This window comes from Chryseobacterium cheonjiense (genome assembly GCF_012927265.1).
In the GTDB taxonomy this organism is placed as follows: domain Bacteria; phylum Bacteroidota; class Bacteroidia; order Flavobacteriales; family Weeksellaceae; genus Chryseobacterium; species Chryseobacterium cheonjiense.
Window position 1 is genome coordinate 1,691,090 of record NZ_JABBGF010000001.1, and the last position, 24,653, is coordinate 1,715,742.

General features: G+C 37.6%; 24 protein-coding genes and 1 tRNA gene. 20 read left to right on the plus strand and 5 right to left on the minus strand.

What is annotated here, in order from left to right:
* Positions 1-48: 48 nt before the first annotated feature.
* The 20 genes from HHL20_RS07600 (at position 49) to hisIE (ending at position 20,087) form a co-directional block, all read left to right on the plus strand.
* Positions 49-501, plus strand: coding sequence for a transcriptional regulator (locus tag HHL20_RS07600; RefSeq protein ID WP_169230551.1), 453 nt, complete (start codon positions 49-51; stop codon positions 499-501).
* Position 502: 1 nt separating this feature from the next.
* Positions 503-1,690 (plus strand): efflux RND transporter periplasmic adaptor subunit, encoded by a 1,188-nt coding sequence (locus HHL20_RS07605; protein WP_169230552.1) that lies wholly within the window; start codon positions 503-505, stop codon positions 1,688-1,690.
* A 3-nt stretch (positions 1,691-1,693) separates the two neighbouring features.
* Complete coding sequence (locus tag HHL20_RS07610; RefSeq protein WP_169230553.1) at positions 1,694-4,840, plus strand: efflux RND transporter permease subunit; 3,147 nt, start codon at positions 1,694-1,696, stop codon at positions 4,838-4,840.
* Positions 4,841-4,917: 77 nt separating this feature from the next.
* The gene (locus HHL20_RS07615; protein ID WP_169230554.1) at positions 4,918-6,333 is read left to right on the plus strand and encodes a TolC family protein; all 1,416 of its coding nucleotides are present in this window, start codon (positions 4,918-4,920) and stop codon (positions 6,331-6,333) included.
* A gap of 174 nt (positions 6,334-6,507) precedes the next feature.
* Positions 6,508-6,581: transfer RNA gene (locus HHL20_RS07620), tRNA-Ala, on the plus strand.
* A gap of 304 nt (positions 6,582-6,885) precedes the next feature.
* A complete protein-coding gene (locus HHL20_RS07625) occupies positions 6,886-7,263 on the plus strand; it encodes a hypothetical protein (protein ID WP_169230555.1) in 378 nt (125 codons plus the stop codon).
* Between the two features lie 136 nt (positions 7,264-7,399).
* Positions 7,400-7,972: a C40 family peptidase gene (locus HHL20_RS07630; protein ID WP_169230556.1), complete on the plus strand. Its 573-nt coding sequence runs from the start codon at positions 7,400-7,402 to the stop codon at positions 7,970-7,972.
* A gap of 93 nt (positions 7,973-8,065) precedes the next feature.
* On the plus strand, positions 8,066-8,878 hold the full coding sequence (locus HHL20_RS07635; protein WP_029293243.1) for a 2,3,4,5-tetrahydropyridine-2,6-dicarboxylate N-succinyltransferase: 813 nt from the start codon (positions 8,066-8,068) through the stop codon (positions 8,876-8,878).
* Positions 8,879-8,907: 29 nt separating this feature from the next.
* A complete protein-coding gene (locus tag HHL20_RS07640) occupies positions 8,908-10,077 on the plus strand; it encodes a glycosyltransferase family 87 protein (RefSeq protein WP_169230557.1) in 1,170 nt (389 codons plus the stop codon).
* A 5-nt stretch (positions 10,078-10,082) separates the two neighbouring features.
* Positions 10,083-11,012, plus strand: coding sequence for a glycosyltransferase family 2 protein (locus HHL20_RS07645; protein WP_169230558.1), 930 nt, complete (start codon positions 10,083-10,085; stop codon positions 11,010-11,012).
* A 1-nt stretch (position 11,013) separates the two neighbouring features.
* Positions 11,014-11,790, plus strand: coding sequence for a polysaccharide deacetylase family protein (locus HHL20_RS07650; RefSeq protein WP_169230559.1), 777 nt, complete (start codon positions 11,014-11,016; stop codon positions 11,788-11,790).
* The gene (locus HHL20_RS07655; RefSeq protein WP_169230560.1) at positions 11,787-12,881 is read left to right on the plus strand and encodes a glycosyltransferase family 4 protein; all 1,095 of its coding nucleotides are present in this window, start codon (positions 11,787-11,789) and stop codon (positions 12,879-12,881) included. The genes HHL20_RS07650 and HHL20_RS07655 overlap by 4 nt, the downstream gene beginning before the upstream one ends.
* Before the next feature lie 251 nt (positions 12,882-13,132).
* Positions 13,133-13,990 (plus strand): ATP phosphoribosyltransferase, encoded by an 858-nt coding sequence (gene hisG / locus HHL20_RS07660; protein ID WP_169230561.1) that lies wholly within the window; start codon positions 13,133-13,135, stop codon positions 13,988-13,990.
* Position 13,991: 1 nt separating this feature from the next.
* Positions 13,992-15,284, plus strand: coding sequence for a histidinol dehydrogenase (hisD, locus tag HHL20_RS07665; RefSeq protein ID WP_169230562.1), 1,293 nt, complete (start codon positions 13,992-13,994; stop codon positions 15,282-15,284).
* Positions 15,271-16,296: a histidinol-phosphate transaminase gene (hisC, locus tag HHL20_RS07670; protein WP_169230563.1), complete on the plus strand. Its 1,026-nt coding sequence runs from the start codon at positions 15,271-15,273 to the stop codon at positions 16,294-16,296. The genes hisD and hisC overlap by 14 nt, the downstream gene beginning before the upstream one ends.
* Positions 16,297-16,358: 62 nt before the next feature.
* Positions 16,359-17,453: a bifunctional histidinol-phosphatase/imidazoleglycerol-phosphate dehydratase HisB gene (hisB, locus tag HHL20_RS07675; protein WP_169230564.1), complete on the plus strand. Its 1,095-nt coding sequence runs from the start codon at positions 16,359-16,361 to the stop codon at positions 17,451-17,453.
* On the plus strand, positions 17,453-18,031 hold the full coding sequence (hisH, locus tag HHL20_RS07680) for an imidazole glycerol phosphate synthase subunit HisH (protein ID WP_169230565.1): 579 nt from the start codon (positions 17,453-17,455) through the stop codon (positions 18,029-18,031). Before hisB ends, hisH begins: the two co-directional genes overlap by 1 nt.
* Position 18,032: 1 nt before the next feature.
* On the plus strand, positions 18,033-18,755 hold the full coding sequence (gene hisA, locus HHL20_RS07685; RefSeq protein ID WP_169230566.1) for a 1-(5-phosphoribosyl)-5-[(5-phosphoribosylamino)methylideneamino]imidazole-4-carboxamide isomerase: 723 nt from the start codon (positions 18,033-18,035) through the stop codon (positions 18,753-18,755).
* Complete coding sequence (gene hisF, locus HHL20_RS07690) at positions 18,748-19,500, plus strand: imidazole glycerol phosphate synthase subunit HisF (protein ID WP_169230567.1); 753 nt, start codon at positions 18,748-18,750, stop codon at positions 19,498-19,500. The genes hisA and hisF overlap by 8 nt, the downstream gene beginning before the upstream one ends.
* A complete protein-coding gene (gene hisIE / locus HHL20_RS07695) occupies positions 19,497-20,087 on the plus strand; it encodes a bifunctional phosphoribosyl-AMP cyclohydrolase/phosphoribosyl-ATP diphosphatase HisIE (protein ID WP_169230568.1) in 591 nt (196 codons plus the stop codon). Before hisF ends, hisIE begins: the two co-directional genes overlap by 4 nt.
* 78 nt (positions 20,088-20,165) lie before the next feature.
* Here the strand turns inward: hisIE and HHL20_RS07700 are convergent, their stop codons facing one another.
* The 5 genes from HHL20_RS07700 to infC form a co-directional block, all read right to left on the minus strand.
* Positions 20,166-21,338: a M28 family peptidase gene (locus tag HHL20_RS07700; protein WP_169230569.1), complete on the minus strand. Its 1,173-nt coding sequence runs from the start codon at positions 21,336-21,338 to the stop codon at positions 20,166-20,168.
* A 102-nt stretch (positions 21,339-21,440) separates the two neighbouring features.
* Positions 21,441-21,785 carry a 50S ribosomal protein L20 gene (rplT, locus tag HHL20_RS07705; protein ID WP_169230570.1) on the minus strand — a complete coding sequence of 115 codons (345 nt, stop codon included), beginning with the start codon at positions 21,783-21,785 and terminating at the stop codon, positions 21,441-21,443.
* 121 nt (positions 21,786-21,906) lie between these two features.
* Positions 21,907-22,104: a 50S ribosomal protein L35 gene (rpmI, locus tag HHL20_RS07710; RefSeq protein WP_002979658.1), complete on the minus strand. Its 198-nt coding sequence runs from the start codon at positions 22,102-22,104 to the stop codon at positions 21,907-21,909.
* Between the two features lie 89 nt (positions 22,105-22,193).
* A complete protein-coding gene (locus tag HHL20_RS07715; protein ID WP_169230571.1) occupies positions 22,194-23,963 on the minus strand; it encodes a glycosyltransferase family protein in 1,770 nt (589 codons plus the stop codon).
* Positions 23,964-24,133: 170 nt separating this feature from the next.
* Positions 24,134-24,634, minus strand: a complete 501-nt coding sequence (gene infC, locus HHL20_RS07720) for a translation initiation factor IF-3 (RefSeq protein ID WP_185194799.1) — start codon at positions 24,632-24,634, stop codon at positions 24,134-24,136.
* Between the last annotated feature and the right edge of the window lie 19 nt (positions 24,635-24,653).

The following is a 24,653-nucleotide window of genomic DNA, read 5'->3' on the forward strand; positions in this document are numbered from 1 at the left end:
TTCGTTTAGTTCAGAACTAATTTTTACTTTTGCTCAAATTTATATACCATGCATAAGAGTATAGAAATTGATGAGAAAATTTTCCAGGATGCCGTAAAATTTTACGGCACAGTTTTCAATATACCTCCTCTGGCATCAAAAATATATGCTTACCTGCTCTTCGATTACGAAAAAGTAGGTATTCCTTTTGATGAATTTGTGGAAGTATTTTCAGCCAGTAAGAGCTCAGTATCTACCAGTATTTCCCTCTTGCTGAATGCAGAACTGATTATAGACCACAATAAAATGGACGAGCGGAAAAGATATTTTTTCATCAATGACGGTTACAAAAAAATCAGATTTGAAAAAATAGTACAGAAAATGAAAGACGAATTAAAACTACTGGACGACCTGGACCAATTTAAGAAAAATCACAATGGATACGATGAAAAAATAGAAGCTTATAAAGCTCTTTTAAATAAAAATATTATTAATATTCAGGAATCTCTTAATAAACTATAAAATGAATAATAAACTAGTTATACTTTCCATTGCGGCGCTTTCTCTAGTAGCCTGCAAAAAAGAAGCTCCAAAACAGGACGGCCCGAAACCCTATCCTGTTATCAATGTGGAAGCGAAAAATATAGTGGGTTATCAGACGTTCCCGGCAACCATTCAGGGTAGGGTAAACAACGATGTACGTGCTAAAATCCAGGGATATATCACACAGGTTCTGGTAGACGAAGGACAGTACGTAACCAAAGGACAGCCTTTGTTCCGCCTTGAAACCAACATCCTGAATGAAAATGCAGCAGCTTCAAAAGCGGGAATCGGTGCTGCCGAATCCAATATTGCAGCAGCACAGGCAGCTGTAAGCGCAGCCAATGTAGAAGTAAACAAGCTGAAACCTCTGGTACAGAAAAATATCATCAGTAATGTTCAATTGCAGACTGCCCAGGCTAATCTTGCCCAGGCTCAGGCCCAATTGAAGCAGGCTCAGGCGGCTAAAAGCCAGGCGGTGGCCAACTATAAAGGAGTACAAGCCAATATCGAATATTCCATCATCCGTGCGCCTATTTCCGGAGTCATCGGAAAACTTCCTTTGAAAGCCGGAAGCCTGGTAGGTCCTTCGGACCAGATGCCTTTAACCACTATTTCTGACACTTCAGAAATCTATGCATACTTTTCAATGAACGAAAAGGAATATTTTGATTTCCTTGAAAAATCTACCGGCGCTACAATGCCTGAAAAAATCAAAAATCTTCCTATGGTTGAATTACAGCTTGCCAACGGAAGCCTTTATCCCGAAAAAGGAAGAATAGAAGCCATTACAGGACAAATTGACCCTTCAACAGGGACCATACAGTTCAGAGTAGCTTTCACCAATGCACAGAAACTTTTAAGTAACGGAAACAGCGGAACCATAAGATTTCCTCAGCGTTATGACAACGTTCTGGTTGTTCCGGAAAGTGCCACTTACGAACAACAGGGTATTGTTTACGTGTACAAAGTTGATAAGAGCGATACGGCAAGAAATGTTGTCGTAAATGTAATCGACAGAATCGACAATATGGCATTAATTAAATCCGGTGTTAATAAAGGAGAAACCATTATTGCAGCAGGAATCGGAGGTCTTAAGCCCGGAACTGCCGTTAAAAAGCAGCCTGTAAAAATGGATAGTCTAGTTCAATCTATAAAACCGAAATTCTAAAAAATGATTAAAAATTTTATAAACAGACCGGTTTTATCCACGGTAATCTCAATCCTGATTGTGATTCTCGGGGTACTGGGACTGACTGCGCTTCCTGTCACACAATATCCGGACATTGCTCCTCCAACCGTAAGTGTTACGGCCAACTATACCGGAGCCAATGCGGAAACCGTTATGAAAAGTGTGGTTGTTCCTCTGGAAGAACAGATCAACGGGGTAGAGGGGATGGATTACATTACTTCAAGTGCAGGAAATGATGGTTCAGCCAATATTCAGGTATTCTTCAAACAGGGAATTGATCCTGACATTGCTGCGGTGAACGTTCAGAACCGTGTAACGAGAGCAACACCTTTGCTTCCAAGTGAGGTAACACGTTCAGGGGTTGTTACCCAGAAACAGCAGACCAGTGCCTTGATGTACATGTCTTTCTATTCTGAAAATAAAGATCTTGATGATGTTTATCTTCAGAACTTTTTGAATATCAATGTGATTCCGAATTTGAAGAGAATTAACGGAGTAGGTGATGCCAACGTTTTCGGGGGTAAAAACTATTCGATGAGAGTATGGCTGGATCCTGCAAAAATGGCAGCCTACGGCATTACTCCAACAGATGTTACCAACGCCATCAACGAGCAGAGTAGAGAAGCTGCAGCCGGTTCCATCGGGCAGAACAGCGGAAGCTCTTTTGAATACATCATTAAATATGTAGGTAAATTCAACGAAAAAGAACAGTACGATAACATCATCATCAAATCTCTCGGAGACGGACAAAACCTAATGCTGAAAGATGTCGCTAAGGTAGAACTTGCCGGACAGTCTTATACGGGCATCGGGGAAAACGGAAACAACCCTTCTATCAGTATGGGGATTTTCCAGACACCGGGTTCAAACGCTCAGGAGATTATCAAAAATATTAAAACATATCTGAAATCAGCAGAAGGAAGCTTTCCCGAAGGAATTAAATATACATTCAACTTCGATACCAATGAATTCCTTGAAGCATCAATCGATAAAGTAGTTCATACGTTGATTGAAGCATTCATCCTGGTATTTATTGTAGTATATATTTTCCTGCAGGATTTCAGATCAACGCTTATTCCGGCTATTGCAGTTCCGGTTTCCATTGTGGGAGCCTTTTTCTTCCTGAATTTATTCGGATATTCGTTAAACTTATTAACCTTATTCGCTTTGGTACTGGCGATTGGTATTGTGGTGGATGATGCCATCGTCGTCGTCGAGGCAGTACACGCCAAAATGGAACATGGGATCTCAGACGCCAAAAAAGCGACGGTGGAAGCAATGGATGAAATTACGGGAGCTATTATTTCAATTACCTTAGTAATGGCATCGGTATTTATTCCGGTAACTTTTATTACTGGTCCTACGGGAGTTTTCTACCAGCAGTTTGGGATTACGCTTATTGTAGCCATCATCATTTCTGCAATTAATGCCTTAACATTAAGTCCGGTTTTATGTTCTTTATTCTTAAAACCTCACGATGCACATCATGCAGAATATAAAAATTTAAATTTCATTCAGAAGTTTTTCTATAAATTTAATATTGCCTTCAAAACAACAACGGAACGTTACGGAAGAGGCTTTATTTTCCTTTTAAGACACAAATGGGTTACCCTGATTATTTTTGCCGTTACGGGAGGAATTTTATATTGGGCAAGTACCACCATGAAAAAAGGATTTGTACCTACGGAAGACAGAGGGATTATCTTTACCGATGTTCAGCTTCCTCCGGGTGCTTCTATGGAAAGAACCTACAATGCTTTAAAAACGCTTCAGGCTAAAGCTTTAAAAGTTCCGGGAGTACAGAACGTAACGATTTCCACCGGTAGAGGTTTCCTTTCCGGAAACGGAAGCAATAATGGTCTCGCATTCGTTAAGCTTAAACCTTTTGACGAAAGAAAAAAGGACGGACAGACTTCAGAAGATATTACTAAAAAACTATTCGGTATTACGGGAGCTGTTCCCGACGCTAAAGTAGTGTTCTTCCAGCCGCCGAGTGTACCCGGATTCGGGAGCAGTGCCGGTTTTGAGATGGTCTTACTGGATAAATCAGGAGGAGAATACGCCGACCTTGATAATAAAACAAATGAATTCATCGGCAAGCTGATGCAGAGACCTGAAATTGAATTTGCCCAGACTTCATTCAATACCAAATATCCGCAGTATGAAATGCAGATCAACGTTCCTTTGGCGAAACAACTTGGCGTTTCTGTAAGCGATATCCTCTCAACCATGCAGGGATACATCGGGGGAATTTATACCGCAGATTTTACCAAATACGGGAAACAGTTCAGGGTAATGGTTCAGGCTCTTCCTGAAAACAGACAGAAGATAGAAAATCTGAATGAACTGTATGTAAAAACAGGATCAGGAGTAATGTCACCGATTTCCCAGTTCGTTACCTTAAATAAAGCATACGGACCGCAGTCGGTAAGCCGTTACAACCTATTTACATCCGTAAAAATAACAGGAGCGAACTCAGCTGGTTTCAGTTCCGGGGATGCCATTACAGCCGTTCAGCAGGTGGCAAAAGAAACATTAAACCAAAATTATGATGTTGAATTTACCGGATTGACCAGAGAGGAATTAAATTCCGGATCTCAGACCGTTCTGATCTTTGCTTTAAGTTTGATCTTCGTTTACTTCATTCTTTCTGCACAGTATGAAAGTTATATTCTTCCGCTGATCGTGGTTATCTCTCTTCCTCTTGGGGTAATGGGAGCCTATTTCGGACAGAAAATTATGGGATTGGAAAATAACATTTATTTCCAGATTGCATTAATTATGTTGGTGGGGCTTTTAGCGAAAAATGCCATCTTAATTGTGGAATTTGCCGTACAGCGGAGACATCACGGAGAAACCATCGTCATGTCTGCTATCAATGCTGCCAAAGCGAGATTAAGACCTATCCTGATGACTTCATTTGCATTCATCTTCGGACTTTTACCATTGGTATTAGCAAGCGGAATTGGTGCTGTTGGTAACAGATCCATCGCTACGGGGGCCGCAATAGGATTATTGATAGGTACCATTTTAGGACTTTTCGTCATTCCTGTACTGTACGTTATTTTCGAATACCTGCAGGAAAAAGTGAAACCTATTAAAAAAGAAGAAATCAATTTAGCAGAATAATTAAGCATGTTCATGGTTTCGGTTTAATGTTAAATTAAAATCCGGAACCATGGACTTTAAACCTTAAACTTCAAATAATGAAGAATATTTTAAATAGTATAAAAGGAATATCTTTTTCGATAGTGCTTGTTGCTTTAGTATCATCGTGTATGGCGAGAAAGGAATACAACAGACCCAACAATGTTGTAGACGAAAAGCTGTACCGTACCGATATGCTTCCTGCAGACAGCACGAATATCGCCAATGTTTCGTGGAAAGAAATCTTTACCGATCCTATCCTTCAGAAACATATTTCAAAAGCGCTGGAAAATAACCTTGACATTAGAATTGCCCTACAGAGCATTGCTTCCGCAGAGGCGTATCTTAAACAAAGCAAAGCAGCTTACCAGCCTACTTTATCCGTGGGGCCCAACTATACCTTTCAGACCCAGTCTATCAACACCCAATTTGGGCAGATTATCGGGGAAAGAAGATATGTAAATCAGTTTGATATCACGGCAAGCATCGGCTGGGAAGCCGACATCTGGGGAAGGCTGAAATCACAGGAAAAAGCCCAATATGCGGCTTACCTCGGAACCATTGCTGCCCATAAAGCGGTGAAAAGTGATTTGGTAGCATCTGTAGCTTCGGCGTATTATCAGCTTTTGACCTATGATGCACAGAAGAAAATCATTACCGAAACCATTGCGGTGCGCGAAAGAAATCTCGAAACAACGAGAGCTTTAAAAACAGCAGGAACTTTAACAGAGGTTGCCGTACAGCAAAGTGAAGCCTTAGTTTTTAACGCTAAATCTTTACTGATCGATATCGATACGCAGATTCAATTGCTGGAAAACACAATGAGCCTTCTAATGGGAGAGCCTTCTCACACCATCGAAAGATCTACTTTGGAAGGCCAGCGTCTTCCTATCGATGTGAAACTAGGATATCCGGCGCAGCTTTTGGCCAACCGTCCGGATGTGATGAGAGCAGAGTACAACCTGATCAATGCTTTTGAACTAACCAATTCTGCGAAAGCACAGTTTTATCCTACTTTAAGACTAACCGGAAGCGGGGGAGTTCAGTCAGTAGATATTGACCATTTATTCAGTGTAAACTCATTGTTTGCCAATGTTGTGGCCGGTCTGGCACAGCCTATTTTAAACAGAAGAGCGATCAGAACCAATTATGATGTAAGTCTTGCCAACCAGGAAACAGCGTATCTGAATTTCAGAAAAGCAGTTCTTACAGCAGGAAAAGAAGTTTCTGATGCCATAAGGGTTTTCTCAGTGCAGGATTCTTTTATTGAATTAAAACAAAAAGAGCTGAATGCCTATAAAAACTCTGTTGAATATTCTCAGGAGCTAGTAAACTACGGGATGGCCAATTATCTTGAAGTATTAAACGCCAGCGTAAACTCACTGAATGCAGAACTGAATATTGCCAATGCAGAATACAGTAAAATGAGAGCTGCCGTTGAGCTTTATCAGGCTCTTGGCGGAGGATGGAAATAATTTAAGTTAGTAAATACATATAAAAGCAGAACGCGCATCGTTGATGTGCGTTCTGCTTTTTTATTTAAAATATCTGAAATAATGGTGGTTAGCTGTAAATGCTGAAGAAAATTAAATAAAATGTTTGCACATTTGGTTTAAATAGCTATTTTTGTACCGCTTTAAACAGTAAAAGGGGAATTAGCTCATCTGGCTAGAGCGTTAGACTGGCAGTCTAAAGGTGACGGGTTCGATCCCCGTATTCTCCACATTTACAAAGAGTTACATTTATTAAATTGTAACTCTTTTTTTTATAATCCTATTTTTACGGAGATGAACGTTAGTCATTTACATCCGTCTAACCAACTACAAAAACTTTTTCTAAAAAAATTCAGCAACAATAGTTCATTCCAGATATTTTATTATCTTTGGAAATAATTAAAAATAGAAGAAAAACAGGTAAAAACTGACTATTTTTATAAGAAAATCAAAATACAACCCATTTATTAATCAGGAGATAAGGAATTTAATTAAAAACCCATATTCTCCATATTTGTTTATAAAACAAAGACTATGAAGAAAATATTTTTACTTGTGTTCACCGCTTTTTTATTCATCGGTTGCGGCAAAGATGAAGATACCATTTATGATTTTATCGGTACCTGGGCCGGAACTTACTCCGGAACAGAAAAAGGAAGCTGGAACATTGTAGTGGCAAGCGACGGAAAAGTAACCGGAACACTGGATTCTGAACAGACCACAGAAAACTATTACATTACCGGTACCCTTACCGAATCCGGCGAACTTAACGCCACCATCGGTTCACCTGCGGACGGAGAATTCAAGGGAACGCTTACAAGAGAAGATAAAAAAGCAAGCGGAACATGGGTAAATGCAGTTCCGTCACCCACGAGATCCGGAACATGGAAAGGTGAAAAAACATCCAAATAATACAATCATTCACTATACAAAGCTATTCATCTGAATAGCTTTTTTTATTTCCAGATATTTCATACCACGAAATGACAAAAAGGAAAACATAATTTATTTATATTTGTAGTCACGTTTGCCCGTAAAATCAAGAAATATGAAGAAGTGTCTGAATTATAAATATGTAAATAGCAAAACAATTCATTCGTTACTCATTGTATCTTTACTCACCGTTTCATGCGGAAGTTCGAAAAAAGCAGCTTCAAATAAAAGCTCCGGAAGCAAAGCTGTATCAAATACCGAAAACCTCAGAAACCTGGACTCGAAATTCAACGGCAAAGTTTCAAAATCTATTAATGAAATCCTTAAAGACGCCGAAAAATATCTGGGCGCACCATACAAATTCGGAGGAAATACCTCTTCAGGATTTGACTGCTCCGGATTCGCCGTAAAGGTTTTTGAAGAAAACGATTATAAACTTCCACGTAGATCAGCAGACCAGGCCGAAACCGGAAATACAATAGACATCAGAGAAGTGAAACCCGGAGACCTCCTGTTCTTTGCTACAGCCGGCGGAACAAGGGTTTCCCATGTAGGGATCGTTCATGATATCGGAAATGACGGGGAGGTAAAATTTATTCACGCTTCCACAACAAAAGGCGTTATCATTTCATCCCTGAAAGAAAAATACTGGAATAAAGCGTATCTGCACGCAAAAAGAATTCTTTAAAAGCCATTCTTTAGACCGCATTCTGCTCATTACAGTCAGAAAATTTTCCTTAACTTTTTGTATCTTTGGCGCAAATAATTTTAAACTAGAAACATGTCGTTACAACAAACAATTGAAAATATCTGGGACAACAGAGAATTATTGCAGAATGAAGACAGCCAAAAGGCTATCAGAGAGGTTATTGCTTTGGTGGACAAGGGAGAGCTTCGTACAGCGGAGCCTACGGAAAACGGATGGCAGGTAAATGAATGGGTGAAAAAAGCAGTAGTAATGTATTTCCCGATTCAGAAAATGGAAACTATTGAAGTAGGTCCGTTTGAATTTCATGATAAAATGCCTTTGAAGAGGAACTATGCTGAAAAAGGCGTAAGAGTTGTACCGCATGCTGTGGCTAGAGAGGGAGCTTATATCGCTCCGGGAGTGATCATGATGCCTTCTTATGTAAACATTGGTGCTTACGTGGATTCGGGAACAATGGTTGATACCTGGGCAACAGTGGGAAGCTGCGCGCAGATCGGTAAGAATGTTCACCTTAGCGGCGGTGTTGGAATCGGCGGAGTTCTGGAACCGCTTCAGGCTGCTCCGGTAATCATTGAAGACGATTGTTTTATCGGCTCAAGATGTATCGTGGTAGAAGGAGTACATGTAGAAAAAGAAGCCGTATTGGGAGCGAATGTCGTTCTTACGGCATCAACAAAAATTATTGACGTTACAGGTCCTGAACCGATTGAAATTAAAGGAAGAGTGCCTGCACGTTCGGTTGTAATTCCGGGAAGTTACACCAAACAGTATCCGGCCGGAGAATATCAGGTTCCTTGTGCTTTGATCATCGGCCAGAGAAAAGAATCTACAGACAAAAAAACGTCTTTAAATGATGCTTTGAGAGATAATAATGTTGCTGTTTAAGAATACATTCTAAAACTAAAACCAAAATTTTGAAAGAAAAATTTCTTAAAATACTATTAAACCCTAAATATATATTTGGGGTTTATCTTATTATATCCGTCGTTACCGCAATCTCAAAATATTTAAGAGGAGATTATGCCATTAATAATTACCTGATTTTTAAAAATGTATTTTTTAATACCATTCATCAGAAAAATCTGTTCATCCATTATCCGGAGCTTTATTTTGACTTAAACCATTACGGCGTATTTTTCAGTGCATTGATTGCACCTTTTGCCGTAATGCCGGACTGGCTGGGAATTTCGCTCTGGAACGCCGCCAATACATTTATCCTTATTTACGGTATTCACAAGCTGCCTTTTTCAGATTCTAAAAAGGCACTGTTTGGGTTGTTCTGTCTTCAGGAATATATCACGGCAGCTTTAAGTTTACAGTTCAACGTAGCACTTACAGGACTTTTACTCTTATCGGCAGTTTATATTTACGAGAAAAAGGAAGTAAAATCGGTAACAGCAATACTGATCGGGGTCTTCGTAAAAATCTATGGAATTGTAGGGCTGTCGCAATTTTTCTTTATTAAAAATAAAACAAAATTTATTCTTTCCGGATTAATCATAGCCGTAGTATTATTTGCGTTACCAATGGCGTATTCAAGTCCGAAATTTGTGATCCAGTGTTACGCAGACTGGTTTCAATCTATTGTAGAAAAGAACAATGAAAACCAGGTGTTGGGAAATATGCAGGATATTTCATTAATGGGCTTTTTCAGAAGGATTCTGGGGGATGCTTCCATTTCAAATCTTGTTTTTCTTGCTTTTGGACTGCCGCTTTTTGCCGCACCGTATTTTAGAATCAAACAATACAAACAGTATGCTTTTCAGCTGATGATTTTAGCTTCTACATTGCTGTTTTTAGTATTATTCAGCTCAAGCTCCGAGTCTCCGACGTATATTATTGCTGTAGTCGGTGTACTGATCTGGTTTTTCCTTCAGAAAGAAAGAACTCCTCTTGTTATCGGATTATTGGTGTTCGTAATTATATTCACATGTTTTTCAACTTCAGATTTGTTCCCGAAATTTGTAAAAGAGCATTACATCATTAAATATTCTTTAAAAGCCGTACCTTGCATCGTAGTCTGGCTGAGGATTACCTATGAACTTCTCACCAAAGATTTTGAGAAAAATTACAGCCTTGAATAATCAGTATGAAGAAAATTTCAATCGTCATTCCTGCGCATAACGAAGAAGGGAACGTTGCTTTGGTACATCAAAAAATAAAAGAAATTTTTGATGCTCTGGAGCAATATACATTTGAAATCATATTCGTTAACGACGGCAGCAGGGACAATACCCAACAAAAGCTGGAAGAGCTTTCAGAACAATTTGAAGAGATAAAATTCATTGAATTTTCAAGGAACTTCGGACATCAGCCGGCGGTAAAAGCCGGTATGGACAATGCCACCGGAAACGCAGTCATTTCAATGGACGGCGATCTGCAACATCCTCCGGAACTTATTCCTGAGATGATCAAAAAATGGGAAGAAGGCTATGATATTGTGTTCACAGTAAGAAAATATCCTAAAGAAATCTCATTATTTAAAAGAAAGACCTCTGATTTTTTCTATAAAATCCTTTCAGGCTTATCGGATGTTGATTTAACAAAAGGGGGCGGTTCAGACTTCAGACTGATGGATGCAGGTGCCGTAGAAGTGATGAGGAATCTTAATGAAGATGATCTCTTTCTCAGAGGACTTACCAGTTGGATGGGTTTCAAACAGACAGGAATCAGTTTTATTGCCAATGAAAGGCTTTCCGGCAAAAGCAGTTATAATCTTAAAAAGATGGTGACTTTTGCCTTTACGGGAATTACGGCATTTAGTGTAAAACCGCTTTACATTGCCGCATATCTTGGATTCCTGTTTTCCGGACTTTCGGTGATAGGATACGCAACGTATGTCATCCATTCTTTCATTGTCGGAACGGAAATTTCAGGATGGGCATCGCTGATTATGACCATTGTTTTTTTCGGCGGACTCCAGTTAATTATATTGGGAATTATCGGAATGTATCTGGGTAAAATCTTTAAACAGGTAAAACACAGACCCAATTATATCATCAAAAACAAAAATTTTTAACATGGTTTTATTAAGTTTTGACATCGAAGAATTTGATATGCCATTGGAATACAAAGGTGAAATATCTTTCGAAAAACAGATTTCCATCTCTCAGTCCGGACTGGAAAAAATCTTAGATATTCTGAACAAACATCAGGCAAAAGCTACTTTTTTTTCAACCGTTGTCTTTGCTGAAAACAGCAAGCATCTCATTGAAAGATTGCTTAAAGAAGGCCACGAACTGGCTTCTCATACCTGGTATCATTCGGATTTTAAAGAAGAGCACCTGAAGCAGTCTAAGGAAAAACTGGAAGAAATTTCTAGCACGAAAGTGACCGGATTGAGAATGCCGAGAATGATGCCGGTAAGTAAAAACGCCGTCGAAAATGCAGGATATTCGTACAACTCTTCGATTAATCCTACTTTTCTTCCGGGAAGATACAATAACCTCAAAGTCTCCAGAACTTATTTTAAAGAAGGAAATGTAACGCAGATTCCCGCTTCGGTTTCGCCCAATTTCAGAATTCCTTTATTTTGGCTGAGTTTTCACAATTTCCCTTTGTCTTTTTATAAAAAACTGGCTTCGGATGTTCTTAAAAAAGATCAGTATCTGAATATTTATTTTCATCCCTGGGAATTTGCAGATATCAAAGACGAAGCTTTTAAATTACCCGGATTTACCGTTAAAAATTCCGGAGAAGATATGGTCAAGCGTTTTGATGAATTTCTATCATGGTTAAAAAGTAAAAATTACTCATTTGGAACATTCCAGGAATTTCAAAAACAGATCACCTCATGAAAATAGCTTTTGACGCAAAACGTTTTTTCCATAATACTTCAGGATTAGGAAACTATTCGAGAGATCTTGTGAGAATTCTGGCAACGTATTTCCCCGAAAACGAATACATTTTATTAAACAAAAATAAATCCGAAAGAGCGGCTGATCTTCTCAATTTACCGAACGTTCATTTCATAAAAACAACAAAAGGAAGCCTATCGCGCCAGCTGAAAATGGGAAAAGATGCGCAGCAGCAAAGCGCAGATGTTTTCCATGGGCTATCTGGCGAACTTCCTTTAAAATGGGATAAAAAGCCCATTAAAAAAACGGTGACTATTCACGATCTTATTTTCGTACGATATCCGCAGTATTATTCTTTTTTTGACCGTAAAATTCATTTCTGGAAGTTTAAAAAAGCAACAGATACTGCCGATAAAATCATCGCCATTTCCGAGCAAACGAAACAGGATATTATCCAGTTTCTTAAGGTTCCTGAATCCAAAATTGAAGTAATTTATCAGGGTTGCCATCAGGCTTTTAAAGAAAAGCAGCCGGAAGAATTTATTCAGCAGACAAAAGAAAAATTTGATCTCCCTGAGCGTTTTGTATTAAATGTGGGAACCATCGAAGAGCGCAAAAATCTCCTGAATGTTGTTAAAGCATTAAAAGATACGGATATTCCATTGGTGGTAGTCGGCAAAAAAACAAAATATTTCAAAAAAGTAGAACGTTTTGTCCGTGAGAATAAGATAAAAGCTTATTTTCTTGAAAATGTTTCAATGGATGAATTGGCTGCGATCTACAAACTTGCAGATATCTTCATTTATCCGAGTTTATTTGAAGGGTTCGGAATTCCTGTGATTGAAGCATTATTTTCTAAAACAGTTGTTATAACAAGCAACACAAGCTGTCTTCCTGAAGCCGGCGGGCCGGATTCGGTTTATATAGATCCTAAAAACCCTCTTGATATTCAGGCAAAAATAAAATTTTTATGGCAAAACGAATCCGAGAGGAAACGCCGTGCGGAAAAGGGTTTCGGGTTTGTTCAGAAGTTTAATGACGAACCTATTGCCAACCAATTAATGAATTTTTATAAAAATATTTTACAATAATATTTGCATTTGTAAAATTTATTGCTTTAAATTTGCACCATACAATTCAAACAAATGAAACCGAATTTTTTAACAGTACATCATTATCATCATCATCTCTGCTAAGACGGAATTGATTGATATATGACTATGTTAAAAATCAAAATAATTAAAACCGTCTGAGTAAACAGGCGGTTTTTTTGTTCTAAATTCTTCCCGGGCAATTTATATCAATTTACCATTTTGTTACTCAGACACAACCAGAAAGTGAAATGAGTAAATTAAAAATAGCTATACAAAAAAGCGGAAGGCTTTACGAAGAATCTCTTCAGCTCCTTAAAGACTGCGGCATTTTCGTTAATAATGGCAAAGACCAGCTAAAAGTTTCCGTAGACAATTTTCCGATGGAAATCATGTACCTCAGGAATTCGGATATTCCCCAATATCTGGAAGACGGCGTCGTAGATATTGCCATCGTAGGTGAAAATCTTTTAGTAGAAAAACAGAAAAAAATTGATATTGTACAACCTTTGGGGTTCTCAAAATGCAGGGTTTCTCTTGCCATTCCAAAGGAAGTTGAAACAAATGATCCTGAGTATTTTCAGGGTAAAAAAATTGCAACATCATACCCCAATACACTGAGAAAATTTCTTCAGGAAAATAATATTTCTGCCGATATTCACATCATTTCAGGCTCGGTAGAAATTGCCCCCAACATTGGTCTTGCCGACGGAATCTGTGATATCGTAAGCTCCGGAAGCACACTTTTCAAAAACGGACTGAGAGAAACGGTAACGCTGCTTTCTTCCGAAGCCGTTCTGGCAAAAACAGCTCAGTTAGATGAAGAAAAAGCCAAAATCCTTGAAAAATTTATATTCAGGATCAAAGCCGTTTTAAAAGCGAAAAATTCAAAATATATCCTGATGAATGTTCCGAATGAAAAAATAGAAACCATTTCCAAAACACTTCCGGTTCTTAAAAGCCCTACGGTTATTCCATTGGCGGAAGAAGGCTGGAGCAGCATTCATTCGGTAATCGATGAAGAACGTTTCTGGGAAGTAATTGATGAACTCAAAGACAAAGGAGCCCAGGATATTTTAATAATTCCAATTGATAAAATGGTGATTTAATATGAAAGTGAATAGATATCCGCAAAAGGAAACATGGTCCGGATTCGTCAAAAGACCTGCCATAAAAAGAGAGAAATTAGCCGAAATTGTTGCGGCAATTTTTGATGAAGTGAAGAAAAAAGGAGATCAGGCGCTGATTAATTTTGCTGAAAAATTCGATTCTGCGGAATTAAAAGATATTAAAGTTTCTGAAAAAGAAGTTGAAACTGCTGAAAATCTAATCAGTGAAGAACTGAAAACAGCCATTCAGGAAGCGAAATTAAACATTACCAAATTTCACGCTTCACAGATTCCCGACATTGAAAAGATTGAAACAACAAGCGGAGTAGTTTGCTGGCGGGAAAACCGAGCAATCGAAAAAGTAGGTATTTATATTCCGGGAGGAACAGCACCTTTGTTTTCTACAGTTTTAATGCTTGCGATTCCGGCTCAGTTAGCCGGATGTGAAGAAATTATCCTTTGTACGCCGCCGGATAAGAATGGAAACGTAAATCCTGCCATTTTATATACGGCAAAACTTTGCGGTGTTACAAAAATATTCAAAACAGGAGGCGCTCAGGCAATTGCAGCAATGACATTCGGAACAGAAAGCATCCCGAATGTTTATAAAATTTTCGGACCGGGAAATCAATATGTTGTAGCCGCTAAAGAATTTGCCCAAAATTATAATGTAGCCATCGATATGCCTGCCGGACCGAGCGAAGTTCTCGTTATTGCTGATGAAAATGCAGTTCCGGAATTCTGTGCCGCAGATTTACTTTCTCAGGCAGAACATGGAAGTGACAGTCAGGTGATTTTTCTGGCAACCGACGAAAATATCTTTAATCAAGCCATTCTGGAAACCCAAAAACAGCTTGAAGCACTTCCAAGAAATGAAATGGCAGCTGAATCTTTGAAAAACAGTCACTTTATTTTAATGAATTCAATTAATGAAGCTTTGGAATTCAGCAATTTATACGCGCCGGAGCACTTGATTTTAGCAGTAAACAATTTTGAAAAATATATTCCGCAAATCCGGAATGCAGGTTCTGTTTTCCTGGGAAATTATTCCTGTGAAAGTGCCGGAGATTATGCCAGCGGAACCAATCATACCCTTCCTACAAACGGTTTTGCTAAAAATTACAGCGGTGTTTCCCTCGACAGTTTTGTGAAGAAAGTTACCTTTCAGAATCTGTCGGAAAAGGGATTGAAAAATTTAGAAAAAACCATTGAAGTAATGGCAGAAGCAGAAGGATTATTCGCACACAAAAATGCCGTAAGTATCAGATTAAAAGAACAGAATGAAAGAATTTAATATCAAAAGTTTAGTACGGAAAAATATTCTTGACCTGCAGCCTTATATAAGTTTCAGGGATCAGAATGAATTTGAAAATCCGGTTTTTCTGGATGCGAATGAAAGTCCGTTTGGAGAATATAACCGCTATCCTGATTCTACGCAGAAAGAATTAAAAAATAGACTGGCAGAGCTTAAAAATGTTTTACCACAACAGATTGCAGTAGGAAACGGAAGTGATGAGCTGATCGACCTTATCATAAAAATCTTCTGTGAGCCGAAGAAAGATTCGGTTATGATGATGAACCCATCGTTTGCGATGTATAAATTTTATGCTTCTATTAATGAAAACAACGTTATAGGATTAGATTTAGATAATAATTTCCAGATAAATAAAGATTTATTTTTAAAAGTTTCAGAACAAGAAAAATCCAAGATTTTCTTCCTTTGCTCACCCAACAATCCTACCGGAAATTCGATTCAGGATATTGAATTTTATATTAAAAATTTTGATGGTATTGTGGTGGTAGACGAAGCGTATATTGAATTTTCAGAACAGAAATCTTGCATCGAATTGCTTGAAAAATATCCAAACCTAATCATTCTTCAGACCTTTTCAAAAGCGTGGGGAATGGCAGGAGCAAGAGTAGGTATCGCTTACTCTTCAGACGAAATCATAAGTCTGATTAATACTGTAAAAGCACCATATAATGTTAACTCACTAAGTTTAAGTAAAATTATGCAATTAATTAATTATAAAAATATTATAGAAGAAAATATAAAAAATACTTTAAGTGAAATTTCAAGATTAAAAAATGAATTGCTTAACGTTGAATGTGTTAAAAGAGTATTTCCTACCGATGCGAATTTTTTTTTGATTGAATTTAACAATGCTGAAAAAGTGTATCAGGAATTGCTTGAAAATGAAATTCTGACCAGCAAGAGAAGTCCGCAGATTCCGGACTGTATTAGAATCAATGTTGGGAAAAGAGATGAAAACAATAAGGTGATTAACGTCTTAAAAAGTATTTAATTAAATCCGAAACCTCACAGGTTTTAAAAACCTGTGAGGTTTGGTAAAAAAAGAAATTAAAAATGAAAAAAGTACTCTTTATAGACCGCGACGGAACCTTAATCTTAGAACCCCCGATTGATTTTCAGATTGATTCTCTTGAAAAGCTGGAATTTTATCCCGGAGTGTTTCAGAATCTTTCAAAAATTGCAAAAGAACTTGATTACGAATTGGTCATGGTCACCAACCAGGATGGACTGGGAACAGATAATTTCCCTTACGAAGATTTCATCAAACCTCAGGAAAAAATGTTAAAAGCATTTGAAAACGAAGGAATTGTTTTCAGTGATATTCTAATTGATAAAAGCTTTGAAAACCAAAATTTACCCACAAGAAAACCGGGGATAGGAATGCTCGGAAAATACATTTACGGAGATTATGATCTGAAAAATTCATTTGTCATCGGAGACCGCCTTACAGATGTTAAGCTGGCTCAAAATTTAGGGGCAAAATCAATATTAATAAGTAAAGTTCCGAATGAGGAAGCTGATTTAACCACAGTAAGCTGGAGTGAAATTGCACAGTTTCTGACCAGCATTCCTCGAAAAGCAAAAGTTTCAAGAAAAACCAATGAAACAGAAATTGCAATTCAAGTCAACCTTGATGGAAACGGAACATCCGAAATATCAACAGGATTGCATTTTTTTGATCACATGCTCGAGCAGATTTCAAAGCACGGCAATTTAGATTTAAAAATTGAAGTAAAAGGTGACTTACAAGTCGATGAACACCACACGATAGAAGACACGGGAATTGTGCTTGGAGAAGCTCTTTTAAAAGCTTTAGGAAAGAAAAAAGGTATTGAACGTTACGGATTTCTTCTTCCGATGGATGATTGTCTGGCACAAGTTGCCATCGACTTTGGAGGAAGACCGTGGATTGTTTGGGAAGCTGAGTTTAAGCGTGAAAAAATTGGAGATGTTCCTACGGAAATGTTTTATCATTTCTTCAAATCGTTCAGTGATTCCGCAAAATGTAATCTTAACATTAAAGTAGAAGGTGAGAACGAACACCACAAGATCGAATCTGTTTTTAAAGCTTTTGCCAAAGCCATAAAAATGGCGGTAAAACAGACAGACCGTAATTTTAATCTACCATCAACAAAAGGAAGTTTATAATGATTGCCATCATAAAATACAATGGAGGAAATGTTAATTCCGTACAAAATTCGCTTAACCGACTGAATATAGAATCTGTGGTGACCGATGATTTTGACCTGATAAGAAATGCCGACAAGGTGATCTTTCCGGGAGTGGGTGAAGCTTCCTCCACCATGAAGTTACTAAAGGAAAAAGGTCTGGATCAGTTAATTCCGACATTAATACAGCCCGTTTTAGGCATTTGCCTGGGAATGCAGCTGATGTGTAAAAACAATGAGGAAGGAAATACAGTCGGAATGGGGATTTTTGATATTGATGTTAAAAAATTTCCTGCAACAGATATTGTTCCGCACATGGGATGGAATACGATTTCAGACTTTAGATCCGATATATTTTCAGGAATTGAAGAGAATAGTGATGTATACTTCGTTCACAGTTACTACTGCGAGTTATCTGAAAATACTACCTCGGTTTGTAATTATATTCTGCCGTTCAGTGCTTCCCTGCAGAAAGACAACTTTTATGCGATGCAGTTTCACCCCGAAAAATCAGGCGACGTAGGAAGCCGCTTATTACAAAACTTTTTAAAAATTTAAAATGAAAATTATTCCCGCTATAGACATCATCGACGGAAAATGTGTAAGGCTGTCAAAAGGAGATTATGATACTAAAAAAGTATATAATGAAAATCCGCTGGAAGTTGCCAAAGCGTTTGAAGATTTTGGGATAAAATACCTGCATTTGGTAGATCTTGACGGCGCAAAATCAAAACATATCGTCAACCAAAAAGTTCTGGAAACCATTGCGAAAGAAACTTCCCTGGAAATTGATTTTGGAGGAGGTTTGAAAACTTTGGAAGATATTGAAACTGCTTTTAATTCGGGAACAAAACAGATTACCATTGGTAGCATCGCTGTCCAGAATCCTGATTTTTGTTTTAATCTCATTGAAAAATACGGTCCGGATAAAATCATTCTCGGTGCCGACTGTGAGAACAGAAAGATAAAAACTTCAGGCTGGCTGGAAGAAAGCCAAATTGATGTTGTGGATTTTATACTTCAATATAAAAATAAAGGAATTAAAAATGTGATCTGCACAGATATTTCCAAAGACGGAATGCTTCAGGGCGCCTCGGATGAATTATACACCGAAATTATCGATAAAACAAATGTTCAGCTGATTGCAAGCGGAGGAATTTCCTGCATTGAAGATGTTGAGCAGATGAAAAAAATAGGCTGTTCCGGAACCATTATCGGGAAAGCGATTTATGAGGGAAGAATCAGTTTGCAGCAACTCCAAAATTTTATTGAAAATGCTTAAAAAAAGAATCATTCCTTGTCTGGATATCAAAGACGGAACTACAGTAAAAGGAATCAATTTTGAAGGATTGCGAAATGCCGGAGATCCTGTAGAACTTGCCAAAAGATATGAAAAAGAAGGAGCAGACGAATTGATTTTCCTCGATATTACGGCAACCATAGAAGAGCGTAAAACTTTTGCAGAACTTGTAAAGAAAATTGCACAGGAACTGAGAATTCCATTTACCGTGGGCGGCGGAATTTCTACCATAGAAGATGTGAGAAAGCTCCTGGAAGCAGGAGCAGATAAGATTAGTATCAATTCTTCGGCCGTTAAAAATCCAAAGCTGATTTCTGATTTAGCGAGAGAATTTGGAAGCCAGTGTATCGTAGTTGCCATTGATACTAAATTCATAAACGGTGCAGACTGGGTTCATGTGAAAGGAGGAAGAGAAATTACGGATCTGAAAACACTAGACTGGTCAATAAAATCTGAACAGCTTGGAGCCGGAGAAATTCTTCTTACTTCGATGGATGGCGATGGTACCAAAAATGGGTTTGATCTTAGAATTACAAAATTAATCTCCGAAAGCATAAATATTCCCGTAATTGCTTCCGGAGGTGCCGGAAAAATGGAAGATTTTGAAGCAGTTTTTAATCAGACAAAAGCAACAGGAGCTTTGGCGGCCAGTATTTTCCATTTCGGAGAAGTACAGATTCAGGATCTGAAAAATAATTTAAAATATAAAAAAATTGCAGTACGATGAATATTGATTTCAATAAAAATAAAGACGGCCTTGTGCCTGTAATCATTCAGGACGACAGAACCTTGCAGGTTTTAATGTTGGGTTACATGAACGAAGAAGCTTTTGAAAAAACTAAAAATGAAGGAATTGTAACTTTTTTCAGCCGTTCCAAAAACCGACTCTGGACAAAAGGCGAGGAGTCCGGAAATTTTTTAAAGGTTAAAAATATTGCAGTTGACTGCGATCAGGATACGATTTTAGTTAAAGCAATTCCGACAAATGTTGTTTGTCATACCGGAAGTTTCAGTTGTTTTGGAGATAAAGATTCTAAAGGTTTTCTGTATGAACTGGAAGAGAAGATAGCTCAAAGAATTGACGAAAAAACCGAAGGTTCTTACACCTATTCACTGTTTCAGAGAGGCATCAATAAAATGGCTCAAAAAGTAGGAGAGGAAGCGGTAGAACTCGTGATTGAAGCAAAAGATAATAAGGATGATCTGTTTAAAAATGAGGCGGCAGATTTACTGTACCATTTTTTAATTTTACTGAAAGCTAAAAATTTTACGTTGGAAAACATCGAAGAAATTTTAAAGAAACGGAATCAGTAAAAACACATGAAACCAGAATATAAATTATAATAAAAATCCTGAGCAGTAACTCAGGATTTTATTGTGTATTTACAGGAATTATTTTCCGATAATTATTTTTCTGACCGCTTTGCTGTCTTTGGTTGTTATGGTCGCTAAATAGGCTCCGTTTGCCAATCCTGAAACATTTATTTTTGTTTCATTTTCCTTAGTTATTATCAGTCTGCCGTTCATATCCGTAATTTCAAGATTAAAATTTTTGATATCTTTTGCAAGCTCAATGTTCAGGATGTCTTTTGCAGGATTCGGGTACACTTTTACCGTTTCGAGCTTATTTAAAGCTTGTTCTTCAGTAGCCAGCAAACTTGTGGAAGCCGTTGCAAAATGCTGTAATGCTCCCACAGCCGCTTTCCCCACATTAAAAACATATACAGGGTCTACATTTGCAAAAGTATCATTTACCGTATGTTCGTTATAGCTCCTTTCATTTTCATAAAACCCGGTAATAATGTCTCCTTTACCTTCAAAAGGCATATAATCCGAAGCGTATGCATTAGACATTACAGTTTGTAGAGGAGAATATAATGTAGTACAGTTGGCCAGTTGTTGGGTAAAAGCCAGTGACTGGGCATTATTTCCGGTTTGTCCGGACTGGTCGCTTTCGCATTTAATCGCGTTGTTGTTATTGCCGATTTCACCACCAACCTGGTCGATATTAAATACCACTCTTATATTCAGCTGTCTTACATTATTTTGAAAAACAACATTATTCACATAATGTGTACTTCCTACCAAACCTTGTTCTTCACCTGAGAAATGGATAAATTTAATCGAATAGTCCGTAGGAATATCCTTTAAAATCCTCGCCGCTTCCAGGATAATGGAAGTTCCGCTTCCGTTATCGCTTACTCCTGTTCCGGTGATGGTATCATAATGTCCACAGATGATGACGTAAATATTAGGATAAAGTGTTCCTGTTTTTGTGATCACCAAATTCTTTGAGCCTGTACTATTGTAAGTGAAAGAGTCTTCTGTAATCTGACTTGCAGTGTATCCATATGACTGGTATTTTGCTTTAAGCCAGTTTAGGGCATTGGTATTGGCGGTCGAGCCGGTAGTTTTTACACCGAGATTTTCAAATTCCTGAAGAATTGTGGTAATATTGGTCTGGGAAACCTGGTCTGCCCTGTTTTTATAAGCCTGGATAAGACTTTGAGCCTGGAGGTTATAAGAAACCAAAGAAATAAGCAGAAAAGTAGTTAGTTTTTTCACCCTTAGATAAATTTTTACATATTTAATAATTAGCAAATGTATATAATAAAAAAATCCCAGGCAAAAAAACCCGGGATTTATATTGATAACAAAAATTTTACATTATTTTACTTGATCTACAACTGCTTTGAAAGCTTCAGGGTGATTCATTGCTAAATCTGCTAAAACTTTTCTGTTAAGCTCAATGTTGTTCTTTTTAAGAGCTCCCATAAATTGAGAGTAAGACATTCCGTGCTCTCTGGCTCCCGCGTTGATACGAGTGATCCAAAGTGCTCTGAAGTTTCTTTTCTTCTCTTTTCTACCACGGTAAGCATATTGCATTGCTTTTTCTACCGCGTTTTTAGCTACAGTCCAAACGTTCTTTCTTCTTCCGAAAAAACCTTTAGCTTGCTTAAAAATTTTCTTTCTTCTAGCTCTGGAAGCTACCGAATTTACTGATCTTGGCATAATTTAAATTGTTTTTTTGAAATGTGCGGTAATTGTTTCATTACTCTTAGGTGCTCCATTTCAGGGTTAAAATGTTGAATTTGTTTTGAATTCTTATAAACCGGATATAGATTTATAAAAACTACTTAATTGCTAATTGACGTTGAACGCTTTTCTCATCCACTTTAGCTACGTAAGAAGTAGTAGTAAGATTTCTCTTCTGCTTTGTTTCTTTCTTAGTTAAGATGTGGCTTTTGTAAGCGTTTTTTCTTTTGATCTTACCAGATCCGGTAAGAGCAAAACGTTTCTTAGCACCTGATTTCGTTTTTAATTTTGGCATTGTTCTGCTTTTTATTGTTTTGTTATCAATATCTGTTTTGGTTTCCCGGCAATTCCGGAAATAATAGTGTGCAAAATTACAAAAAATTATTAATATTTCCTTTGCAATTCCAGACTTTCTAAAAATATTTCCTGTTCAGGGACAACAATAAGAGTCATCGTGTTTTTTTCGTAACTGATGGCAGATTCCAAGGAAAACAATCTGGATGAAGATTTGCTCAATGTCCACTTTTCAGCATTTGAATTTCTTAGGGAAAGTGTATACTTTTTTCCTTTATGAAAATGTTTCAGAAGCTTTTTGTTTTTAAAAACACTTTCATCACCTGAAGCAGTATTCATAAAGTACGCTGGGATCACCATCGCATTTGCTTTTTTTATAATACCGGTACTTTTCCCATATTTATTAAAATACAAAATATGCTCGTCATTAATTTGCCTGGTAAAGACTTCCACATAATCATTAATAAATATACGATTCACTTTCATCTGATCACCAACATTAAATCTGGGAATAGCTCCCATATGATAAATAATGATATCCGGATTTCTTTTCAGAACATAGCTCGCATCGCCCAGTTCGTGAGCCAGCATCCCTGTTCCGAAATTTTTAGGAGGATGGCGCGGTGTGTAGTAATCGTTTAATCCAAGCATATCAACGGTAGGAAGCTCAGAGGCATAAGGAATACAACCGGCAGCGGTAACCGCAATTAAAGTATTTTCAGGAAAAGTTTTTTTCAAAGTATTCCCAAGTGTCATTCCACGGAATTCCCAGCGTTCTTCAATGGCATAATGATTATCAGCAACCAGCAGCTGAAGAAATGGATTAATCAACAGTATAGCAATAAATCCAACTTTAAAGCTTTTCGATGTAAAGCTGAACTGCATTTCATTCAATCCTGAAATAATGGCAAAAACCAATAAAATCAACACTACATAATAATGACGAAAGGCCGGGAAAATATCACCGCCAACCAGAACGACATACGCCGTCCAGGCTACCATATTCAACAATAAATAAAACCCAAAGAGATTCCTCTTTTTATACATGAGATAAAACAGAAAGTACAGTCCAAGGGAAGACAGTAATACAGTTCCGAAGAAAGCTTTAAAAATGTAAAATCCACCTCGTAAAACATGATGTAACGTGACTTTTACCTTAACCAATGCCGTATTAGGAACCCATTCGCCATAGAAATCATATCTGAAAAGAAGCTGGCCCAATAGAAATAAAGCCGGTACAATTCCTGCGAAAACAAAAACTCGGATAAGATCTTTCCTGCTTTTTCTGAAAATAAAAACTAAAAATATTGTTGTTAAAATAGTGAACAGAAAACCATCCGGTCTTGTAATTGCCAAAAGTCCAAGCCATAACGACAGAAAATAGATGCGCCCTTTATTTTTATCGTTAATAATTTTTGAAACTTCAGTTAAAGTGAGTGTGAGCAGAAAAATGTATAAAGGCTGTTCCAGTCCGCCAATGGCCCATACTGTAAAGCATGGGGTTGTAGCCAGTAGGAATACGGTCAGAAAAACGTATTCTTTTTTAATATTTTTTTTCTTAAAATAAGAACATATTACAGCAAGTGTACCAACGGAACATACGATTCCCAGTATTCTGGCAGCCAGAATAAGATTCATTCCCAACTTTCCCAGCAAAGAAATCATCAGAATCCACAGCAGGTTGGAATAGCCTTCTACAGGATGTCCATCGTTCCAGGTAAGTCCTTTACCCTCAATGAAACGCTGCGCATACCGAAGCGAAATTAAACTGTCATCAGAGAGAAAAGGGTAGTAGTAATAACAGCCCAGCGCAAAAACAATCAGGATGAATAAAAAAAAGGAGTAATATCCGACTTTCATGGAATAGAATTAAATAAATTTCTTGATCTCTTTAAGAATAAATGCAAAATAACGAAAAATAAGAAAAAGAATAAGGGGAAAGCATTTAAAACTCAATAACAAAACCGCTCCATAAATGAAGCGGTTTTATAGTTGATATGTTTTGCGGATCAGATGATCCCTGCTATCGATTATTTAGCCGGTTTTTTAGGACTCATCATCATAATCATTCTTTTTCCTTCAAGTTTAGGCAGCTGATCTACTTTTCCAACGTGCTCCAGTTCCTGGGCAAGTTTTAAAAGCAGGATTTCTCCCTGGTCCTTAAAGATAATGGAACGTCCTTTAAAAAATACGTAGGTTTTTAACTTTGAACCTTCTTCAAGGAATTTTTCAGCATGCTTCTTCTTAAACTCGTAGTCGTGTTCGTCGGTCTGAGGTCCGAAACGAATTTCTTTCACTACCACTTTCACCTGCTTGGCTTTAAGTTCCTTCTGTTTTTTCTTTTGCTCGTATAAGAACTTTTTATAGTCCAAAACTCTAGCAATAAACGGTTCAGCCTTATCAGAAATTACGACAAGATCAAGATCCTGCTCTTGAGCAATCTGTCTTGCTTTTTCTGTAGGATATACTCCCGGCTCTACGTTATCGCCCACTAAACGAAGCTCTCTCACACGAATTTTATCGTTGATCAAGTGAGCGTCCTCCTGTACC

Excerpts from the sequence above, each read along its gene's own strand:
- hisG (WP_169230561.1), top strand. The coding sequence starts at position 13,133 with ATGAGTAAATTAAAAATAGCTATACAAAAAAGCGGAAGGCTTTACGAA.
- HHL20_RS07630 (WP_169230556.1), top strand. The coding sequence starts at position 7,400 with ATGAAGAAGTGTCTGAATTATAAATATGTAAATAGCAAAACAATTCAT.
- HHL20_RS07655 (WP_169230560.1), top strand. The coding sequence starts at position 11,787 with ATGAAAATAGCTTTTGACGCAAAACGTTTTTTCCATAATACTTCAGGA.
- HHL20_RS07625 (WP_169230555.1), top strand. The coding sequence starts at position 6,886 with ATGAAGAAAATATTTTTACTTGTGTTCACCGCTTTTTTATTCATCGGT.
- HHL20_RS07615 (WP_169230554.1), top strand. The coding sequence starts at position 4,918 with ATGAAGAATATTTTAAATAGTATAAAAGGAATATCTTTTTCGATAGTG.
- HHL20_RS07610 (WP_169230553.1), top strand. The coding sequence starts at position 1,694 with ATGATTAAAAATTTTATAAACAGACCGGTTTTATCCACGGTAATCTCA.
- hisC (WP_169230563.1), top strand. The coding sequence starts at position 15,271 with ATGAAAGAATTTAATATCAAAAGTTTAGTACGGAAAAATATTCTTGAC.
- hisH (WP_169230565.1), top strand. The coding sequence starts at position 17,453 with ATGATTGCCATCATAAAATACAATGGAGGAAATGTTAATTCCGTACAA.
- rplT (WP_169230570.1), bottom strand. The coding sequence starts at position 21,785 with ATGCCAAGATCAGTAAATTCGGTAGCTTCCAGAGCTAGAAGAAAGAAA.
- hisD (WP_169230562.1), top strand. The coding sequence starts at position 13,992 with ATGAAAGTGAATAGATATCCGCAAAAGGAAACATGGTCCGGATTCGTC.
- HHL20_RS07635 (WP_029293243.1), top strand. The coding sequence starts at position 8,066 with ATGTCGTTACAACAAACAATTGAAAATATCTGGGACAACAGAGAATTA.
- hisIE (WP_169230568.1), top strand. The coding sequence starts at position 19,497 with ATGAATATTGATTTCAATAAAAATAAAGACGGCCTTGTGCCTGTAATC.
- hisB (WP_169230564.1), top strand. The coding sequence starts at position 16,359 with ATGAAAAAAGTACTCTTTATAGACCGCGACGGAACCTTAATCTTAGAA.
- HHL20_RS07650 (WP_169230559.1), top strand. The coding sequence starts at position 11,014 with ATGGTTTTATTAAGTTTTGACATCGAAGAATTTGATATGCCATTGGAA.
- HHL20_RS07605 (WP_169230552.1), top strand. The coding sequence starts at position 503 with ATGAATAATAAACTAGTTATACTTTCCATTGCGGCGCTTTCTCTAGTA.
- HHL20_RS07600 (WP_169230551.1), top strand. The coding sequence starts at position 49 with ATGCATAAGAGTATAGAAATTGATGAGAAAATTTTCCAGGATGCCGTA.
- HHL20_RS07645 (WP_169230558.1), top strand. The coding sequence starts at position 10,083 with ATGAAGAAAATTTCAATCGTCATTCCTGCGCATAACGAAGAAGGGAAC.
- hisF (WP_169230567.1), top strand. The coding sequence starts at position 18,748 with ATGCTTAAAAAAAGAATCATTCCTTGTCTGGATATCAAAGACGGAACT.
- HHL20_RS07715 (WP_169230571.1), bottom strand. The coding sequence starts at position 23,963 with ATGAAAGTCGGATATTACTCCTTTTTTTTATTCATCCTGATTGTTTTT.
- rpmI (WP_002979658.1), bottom strand. The coding sequence starts at position 22,104 with ATGCCAAAATTAAAAACGAAATCAGGTGCTAAGAAACGTTTTGCTCTT.
- hisA (WP_169230566.1), top strand. The coding sequence starts at position 18,033 with ATGAAAATTATTCCCGCTATAGACATCATCGACGGAAAATGTGTAAGG.